Annotated in this window: 7 protein-coding genes; all 7 read left to right on the top strand. The window is 34.1% G+C overall.

What is annotated here, in order from left to right:
* Positions 1–52 precede the first annotated feature (52 nt).
* Positions 53–391, top strand: a complete 339-nt coding sequence (rnpA, locus tag HALHA_RS12895; protein WP_015328217.1) for a ribonuclease P protein component — start codon at positions 53–55, stop codon at positions 389–391.
* 4 nt (positions 392–395) lie between these two features.
* Positions 396–617 carry a membrane protein insertion efficiency factor YidD gene (gene yidD / locus HALHA_RS12890; protein WP_015328216.1) on the top strand — a complete coding sequence of 74 codons (222 nt, stop codon included), beginning with the start codon at positions 396–398 and terminating at the stop codon, positions 615–617.
* A gap of 21 nt (positions 618–638) precedes the next feature.
* The gene (locus tag HALHA_RS12885; RefSeq protein ID WP_041608308.1) at positions 639–1,292 is read left to right on the top strand and encodes a YidC/Oxa1 family membrane protein insertase; all 654 of its coding nucleotides are present in this window, start codon (positions 639–641) and stop codon (positions 1,290–1,292) included.
* A 1-nt stretch (position 1,293) separates the two neighbouring features.
* The gene (jag, locus tag HALHA_RS12880; RefSeq protein ID WP_015328214.1) at positions 1,294–1,920 is read left to right on the top strand and encodes an RNA-binding cell elongation regulator Jag/EloR; all 627 of its coding nucleotides are present in this window, start codon (positions 1,294–1,296) and stop codon (positions 1,918–1,920) included.
* Between the two features lie 110 nt (positions 1,921–2,030).
* Positions 2,031–3,416, top strand: a complete 1,386-nt coding sequence (gene mnmE / locus HALHA_RS12875) for a tRNA uridine-5-carboxymethylaminomethyl(34) synthesis GTPase MnmE (RefSeq protein ID WP_015328213.1) — start codon at positions 2,031–2,033, stop codon at positions 3,414–3,416.
* Between the two features lie 26 nt (positions 3,417–3,442).
* Positions 3,443–5,311, top strand: a complete 1,869-nt coding sequence (gene mnmG, locus HALHA_RS12870) for a tRNA uridine-5-carboxymethylaminomethyl(34) synthesis enzyme MnmG (RefSeq protein WP_015328212.1) — start codon at positions 3,443–3,445, stop codon at positions 5,309–5,311.
* On the top strand, positions 5,312–7,174 hold the full coding sequence (mnmG, locus tag HALHA_RS12865; protein WP_015328211.1) for a tRNA uridine-5-carboxymethylaminomethyl(34) synthesis enzyme MnmG: 1,863 nt from the start codon (positions 5,312–5,314) through the stop codon (positions 7,172–7,174). It begins immediately after the preceding gene.
* The last annotated feature ends 20 nt before the right edge of the window (positions 7,175–7,194 follow it).

The raw sequence follows: 7,194 nt of genomic DNA, 5'->3' as shown, positions 1-7,194 counted from the left end.
TAGAGTATAAGTTAGTTATTATAGGGCTAATCGGTTTTAAGGAGGATCACTCATGAAAGAAGATGGTAAGTTAAGAAAAACTTATCAATTTAAAAGAGTTTATAACCATGGTAATTCAGTTGCTGATCGTATATTAGTGTTATATTCTTTAGCTAATAATAAGTCACAAAGAAGGATCGGGTATTCAGTTAGTAAAAAGATAGGTAAAGCTGTTACTAGAAATAGAGTAAAACGTTTATTTAGAGAGGTTTATAGGCATAATAATAGTCAATTAGTCTCAGGAACAGATATAGTTTTAATTGCTAGAAAACCAATTGTAGATGCTTCTTATCATCAGATTGAAAATTCTTTTAATAAATTATGCCATAAAGCTAAGATAGTGAAAGAGTGATTTTATGAAATTAGTTACTAAAAGTTTAATTAAGCTTGTAAAATTATATCAAAAGTTTATTTCTCCACTAAAGCCTAGAAGTAGTTGTCGGTTTCGCCCTACTTGTTCAACTTATTCAATTCATGCTTTAGAGAAGTATGGATTGTTTAAAGGTAGTTGGATCTCACTTAAACGAATATTAAAGTGTCATCCATTTCATCCAGGAGGTTATGACCCAGTAGATTAAGGAGGTTTTATTTTGTTAGAAATGTTTTCGCTTGGAATATTTGGCTGGTTAGGAGATTTTATGCAAAGTCTATTAATTTGGTTTTATGGATTTACAGGGAGCTATGGTTTAGCTATTATCTCATTAACTGTAGCTGTTAGAGTTGTTTTATTTCCACTAGTAGCTAAACAGACTCGTTCTATGAAAAAGATGCAGGAATTACAACCTAAGATGGAAGAATTAAAAGAAAAATATGGCGATGACAAACAAGAATTTCAACAAAAAACAATGGAGTTATACCAAAAACATCAGGTGAATCCAGCTTCAGGATGTTTACCTTTGTTAGTACAGATGCCAATTTTGTTTGGTTTGTTTAGAGGGTTAAGAGGGTGGCAGGAATTAACTGGACAATCATTTCTTATGGTGCCAGATTTAAGTGACCCTTATCTTCCTTTAGTGGTCTTAACTGGTTTAACTATGCTAGGACAAAGTTTATTAACCCAGAAATTATCTGGTAATGATGCAGCAAATAACAAAATGCTTTTATTTATGCCTTTGCTAATCGTTTTTATTGGTTATAGCTTACCTTCAGGAGTTTTATTGTATTGGTTTACTTCTAATTTAATAATGACTATTCAACAATACTTTTTATATACAGAATCGACTGCTATGGAGTTAAAGGAGGAATCTAGTTAAGATGCAGAGGGTCATTGTAACAGGAGAGACTATTGAAGAGGCCCTTGATGAAGGATTGGAAAAATTAGATGCTAAACGAGATGAGGTTAATTATGATGTTTTAGAAGAGCCTAAAGATGGTTTTTTAGGCATCTTTGGTAGACAAATAGCTAAATTAGAAGTTACAAAGCAAAAATCTAAGGTTGAAAAAGCATTGGTGTTTTTAGAAGAATTATTAGAAGAGATGGATTTAGGATTTGAAGTAGAATTAGTTGAAAATAGGGTTAGTGATAATGAAGCTATTTTTAATATTTCTGGGGATGACTTAGGAATTATTATTGGTCATCGTGGAAATACATTAGACTCATTACAGTATTTAACTAATCTAGCAGTTAATAAAGGGGAAAAAGATTATTTGCATGTTGCATTGGATGCAGAGGGCTATAGACAAAGAAGAAAGCAAACCTTGAAAAATTTAGCACTAAAATTAGCTAAAAAGTCAAAAAAAGAAGGTAGACAGATTACTTTAGACCCTATGCCTCCACATGAAAGAAAGATTATTCATAAATCTTTACAGAAGGTATCAGGTGTAGCTACTCAAAGTAAAGGACAAGATCCTAATCGGAAAGTAGTGATTAATGCTAGTTAATTTTCAGCCCAGTATTTAAAAATACTGGGCTTATTTAATTTACATATCTATTTTATTAAAAGTAATTAAAAACTTGTTAGTGGGTATTTTAGTTAAGGGAGGTGGCTTATTTGTATCCAACAGATACAATTGCTGCTATTTCTACTTCAGTTAATGAAGGCGGAATTGGAATTGTTAGAATTAGTGGGCCAAAAGCAATAGAAATAGCAGATAAAATTTTTAAAAGTATACAGAATAAAAGTTTAGCAGATGTAGATAGTTATACAGCTCATTATGGCAATATTATTGACCCTAAAACGGAGCAGTTAATTGATGAAGTTATAACTTTGGTTATGAAAGCTCCTAAAACTTACACTACAGAGGATATAGTAGAGATAGACTGCCATGGAGGGACTGTTATTTTAAGGAAAATATTAGATGTTGTATTACAGCAAGGAGCTAGATTAGCTGAGCCAGGTGAATTTACTAAACGAGCTTTTTTGAATGGAAGGATGGATTTATCTCAAGCAGAAGCAGTAATTGATTTAATTCGATCTAAAACTGAAGCGAATATGGAGGTTGCTCTTGATCATTTGGAGGGTGGACTAGCAAAGAAAGTAAATGATATTCGACAGGATTTAGTCTCTTTGTTGGCCCATTTAGAAGCAACGATTGATTTTCCTGAGGATGAAATAGATGATTTTGAATCTAATGAGTTAGATAATAGAATCAATCAAGTACTAAATAAAGTGGACAACTTATTAGAGACTAGCAAGCGAGGTAAGATATTAAAAGAGGGGATTGAAACTGCTATTATTGGAAGACCTAATGTAGGAAAGTCGAGTTTATTAAATGCATTATTAAGGGAAAAAAGAGCTATTGTTACTGAAGTTCCAGGTACTACGCGAGATGTTATTGAAGAAGTGATTAATATTGGTGGAATCCCTATTAAAATAATTGATACAGCAGGTATTAGAGAAGCAAAGGATCAAGTTGAAAAGATAGGAATAGAAAGATCAGAAAAATTTTTAGATAAAGCAGATTTAATCCTACTAGTATTGGATATGAGTCGTGAACTTTCTAAAGAGGACCATGATCTAATAGCAGCTATCAAGAATAAACAAGCAGTAATAATTGCCAATAAATTAGATTTAGAAGCTGAAGTTAGCATAGATGAAATAAAAGAAATTGCATCTGATAAGCCACTAGTTAAAACGGCGGCTATTGATAATCAGGGTATTGATAAATTAGAAAAAGTAATTTCTGATCTAGTCTTTAGTGGAGATGTAGAAGCACAAAGTCAAACTTTAATTACGAATATGAGACACAAGAATGCTTTAGATCGGGCCAAGCAAAGTTTATTGGATGTAAAGGAGACATTTGAACGCGGATTACCTAATGATTTTATTACTATTGATCTCCGTGAAGCTTTAGAAGCTGTAGGTGAAATTACAGGTGATACTCTTGGAGAGGATATTATAGACCAAATTTTTGCTGATTTTTGTTTAGGAAAATAGGATAAAATTTTGTAAGGAGGATTAGAATGAAAGATTATGATATTATAGTTATTGGTGCTGGCCATGCAGGCTGTGAAGCAGCTTTAGCTGGCGCTAGAATGGGTTGTAGTACTTTATTATTAACTTTAAATGTTGACCATGTTGCTTTAATGCCCTGTAATCCATCAATTGGGGGGCCTGCTAAAGGAAATATTGTTCGTGAAATAGATGCTTTAGGTGGACAAATGGGTAAGAATATCGATAAGACATATGTTAACATGCAACTGCTAAATACTTCTAAAGGGCCAGCAGTTCATGCTCTAAGAGCCCAAGCTGATAAACATAAGTATCAAGTTGAAATGACTAAGACGTTACAAGAACAGGATAACTTAGATTTAAAGCAAACAGTAGTAACAGATATAATTGTTAATCAGGGGTCTGTTACAGGAGTTAAGACAATTACAGGAATCAGCTACAATGCTCAGAAGGTAGTTTTAACTACAGGAACTTCTCTTGATGGAAAAGTGATAATTGGTGATGTTAAGTATACTGGAGGAAGACAAGGAGAATTTGCGGCTGTTAAGTTATCAGATAGCCTAAAAGAAGCCGGAATTAAATTAGAAAGATTTCAGACTGCAACTCCTCCCCGGATTGATAAAGATACAGTTGATTTCTCTAAAATGAGAGTGCACCCAGGATCAGAGGATAAGTTACAGTTCTCCTTTTTTGAATCCCGAGCTGAGAGAGAACAGATTCCTTGCTGGTTAACTAGAACTAATGAAGCAACTAAAGAAGTAATTAAGGAAAATATTGAACATTCTCCATTATCAACTGGGATTGTAGAGGGGGAAGGGCCAAGGTACTGTCCATCTATTGACCGTAAAGTTATGCGCTTCCCAGATAAAAAGAGCCATCAAGTTTTTGTAGAACCTGAAGGTGCTGATACTAACGAATTATACTTAAATGGATTGACTACAAGTATGCCAGAAGACTTTCAGGAAGATATTATTAGAAGTGTGCCGGGCTTAGAAGAAGCTGAAATTGTAAGGCCAGGTTATGCTGTTGAGTATGATTATATCCCACCCCATCAACTACAACCTACAATGGAGAATAAAGTAGTTAATGATTTATATACAGCAGGACAAATAAATGGTACTAGTGGATATGAAGAAGCAGGAGCTCAAGGACTAATGGCTGGAATTAATGCAGTTCTATCTTTAAAGGAAGAGGAACCTTTGATTTTAAAGCGTTCTGATTCCTATATAGGGGTTTTAATTGATGATTTAGTAACTAAGGGAACTAGCGAACCTTATCGAATGCTAACTTCTCGGGCAGAATATAGATTATTACTTCGTCATGACAATGCTGATTTAAGATTAAGTGAAACCGGGTATAAAATAGGGTTATTAGATAAAGAGAATTATCAACAAGTTGCAGATAAGAGGCAAAAGATTGAATCAACAATAAAAATCTTAGATAATGTTAGAATCACCCCTACTAAAGAAGTGCGGGGTGTATTGAAAGAGTTAGGAAGCGGTGGATTAAAAAAACCTGTTAATCTGACAACTATTTTGCAGAGACCTGAAGTTGATTATGATGATTTAAAAAAATTATCAGATGAGGTTCCAGAGATTGATCTTGAAATAGAAGAACAGGTTAAAATTCGAACTAAATATCGCGGTTATATTGAAAAACAATTAAAACAGGTTGAGAAATTTAAAGAGATGGAGGAAAAGAAATTACCAGAAGATATTAATTATCATAAATTGGATAATGTAAGACTTGAAGCTAGAGAGAAGTTAAATAGAATCAGACCTGTATCTTTGGGCCAAGCTTCTCGGATTTCAGGTGTTTCTCCAGCAGATATTTCATCATTAATGATTTATTTAGAGCAGTTAGATCGAGGGGGGAAATAATTGCGAGAGTATGATGTAATTGTAGTTGGGACAGGACATGCAGGTTGTGAGGCTGCTTTAGCTAGTGCTAGAATGGGTCATCGGACATTAGCTATAACCATTGATTTGGATAATATTGCTTTAATGCCTTGTAATCCAGCTATTGGCGGGCCAGCTAAGACTAATATTGTTCGTGAAATAGATGCTCTAGGTGGTGAAATGGCTAAAAATATTGATAAATCCTGCATTCACATCCGCATGTTAAATACGGGCAAGGGGCCAGCGGTTCAAGCCTTACGTGCTCAAGCGGATAAAATGACTTACCATCTAGAGATGAAGAAAGTATTAGAAAAGCAAGAGCAACTTGATTTACGCCAGGGTATAGTTGAAGAGTTAATAGTAGAGGATAAAATTGTGACAGGTGTTAAGATAAAAAGTGGAGCAACTTTTAAGGGCCAAAAAGTTATTTTAACAACAGGGACCTTTTTACAAGGTGAGATTATTATTGGAGAAACTTCTTTTAACTCTGGTCCCCATAACCAATTTCCTGCTAATGCTTTATCAGCTAATTTAGAAGATTTAGGGTTTGAATTAAGAAGATTTAAAACAGGAACTCCACCTCGAGTAGATAAACGAACAATAGATGTTGACCAATTAACAGTCCAACCCGGATTAGAAGAGCCAGTAGCTTTTTCATTTGCTAATGATACTATTCGTAACAATTTAGCACAGCAGGAATGTTGGCAGACCTATACTAATCAAGAGACTCATCAAGTAATCCAGGAAAATTTAGACCGTTCTCCAATGTGTACGGGTGAAATTGATGGAGAAGAACCAAGATATTGTCCTTCATTAGAGACGAAAGTAGATAGATTTCCAGATAAAGATAGACACAAACTTTATTTAGAGCCAGAAGGTGAATATATTTATGAGATGTACTTAGCGGGTCTATCTACTAGTCTACCAGAGGATGTACAAGTAGAGATGTTACATACTATTCCAGGGTTTAAAGAAGCAGAAATTATGAGACCGGCTTATGCAATAGAATATGATTGTATAGATCCTAAGTTACTACATCCTACTTTAGAGACTAAATTAGTTAATAACTTATATACAGCGGGCCAAATTAATGGAACCAGTGGTTACGAAGAAGCAGGAGCTCAGGGTTTAATGGCTGCAATCAATGCTGCTTTATCTTTACAAGGTGAAGAACCATTGATTTTAAATAGATCAGATGCTTATATTGGGGTTTTAATTGATGATCTAGTTACCCAGGGGACTAATGAACCATATCGGATGCTAACCTCTCGGGCTGAATATAGATTAGTATTACGTCAGGATAATGCTGATTTAAGATTAACTCCTTTAGGGTATGAATTAGGTCTAATATCTGAACCAAGATATAAAAAATTTAAGACTAAAAAAAGAAAGATTGCAGAAGAAAAAGAACGATTAAGAAATACAGAGATCTATTCTTCAGATGAAGATGCGCAAAAGCATTTAGAGAAACTAGGAAGTTCAAGAGTAAAGACTAAAGATAATCTAGGGCGATTATTAAGAAGACCGGAATTGGATTATGATTCACTAGTTACAATAGATCCTAAACGTCCTAAGCTAGCTACTGATATAAAAGAACAGGTAGAGATCCAACTAAAGTATGAAGGGTATATAAATAGACAATTAAAGCAGATTGAGCGCCAAAGAGAACTAGAGGATACTAAAATCCCACAAGATATAGATTATGATACTATTGAAAGTTTACGTTTAGAAGCTAGAGAAAAATTAGATGAAATTAGACCAGTATCTCTAGGCCAAGCATCACGAATTTCAGGGGTTTCTCCAGCTGATATTTCAGTATTAACGGTTTATTTAGAACAATTATAGGTTGGCAATAATTATATATT

The sequence above is a fragment of the Halobacteroides halobius DSM 5150 genome, from assembly GCF_000328625.1.
In the GTDB taxonomy this organism is placed as follows: Bacteria; Bacillota; Halanaerobiia; order Halobacteroidales; family Halobacteroidaceae; genus Halobacteroides; species Halobacteroides halobius.
Note: the sequence above shows the minus strand (reverse complement) of the source record. Positions and strands in the feature narration are given on the sequence as shown.